Origin of the sequence: Methylobacterium sp. CCH5-D2 (assembly GCF_001556475.1) — a bacterium.
Taxonomy (GTDB): domain Bacteria; phylum Pseudomonadota; class Alphaproteobacteria; order Rhizobiales; family Beijerinckiaceae; genus Methylobacterium; species Methylobacterium hispanicum.
In genome coordinates this window covers 1-572 of the sequence record NZ_LSIX01000806.1, presented here as the reverse complement: position 1 = coordinate 572, position 572 = coordinate 1, and the positions used below count along the sequence as shown (strand labels likewise).

At 68.5% G+C, this 572-nt stretch carries 1 protein-coding gene; it reads left to right on the top strand.

Going from position 1 to position 572, the window contains the following annotated elements:
- Positions 1 to 572 (top strand): LUD domain-containing protein (locus AX737_RS21315; protein ID WP_197430668.1); only part of this gene is annotated, 572 nt, incomplete at both ends.

The following is a 572-nucleotide window of genomic DNA, read 5'->3' as shown; positions in this document are numbered from 1 at the left end:
CGAGGGCGTCGAGATCATCGAGACCGATCTCGGCGAGCGCATCCAGCAGCTCGACGACGAGGATCCGAGCCATATCGTGGTGCCGGCGGTGCACAAGCTGCGCGCCGACGTGGCCGACGTGTTCGCCCGCAAGCTCGGCACCGACCCGGACAACGACGACGTGCACTACCTCGCCGAGCGCCAGCGCGAGGCGACGCGGCCCCTGATCCTGGAGGCCGATGCCGGCCTCACCGGCGGCAACTTCGCGGTGGCCGAGACCGGCAGCATCGTGGTCTGCACCAACGAGGGCAACGCCGACCTCTCCGGCAACGTGCCCAAGCTCCAGATCCACTCGGTCGGCATCGAGAAGATCATCCCCCAGGTCGCCGATCTCGGGATCTTCGTGCGCCTCCTGTCCCGCTCGGCGCTGGGCTCGCCGATGACGCAGTACACCTCGCATTTCCGCGGGCCCCGGCCCGGCACCGAGATGCATGTCGTGCTGGTCGACAACGGCCGCGCCGCGCGACTGGGGATGGAGGAGTTCTGGACCTCGCTCAAATGCATCCGCTGCGGCGCTTGCATGAACACCTGCC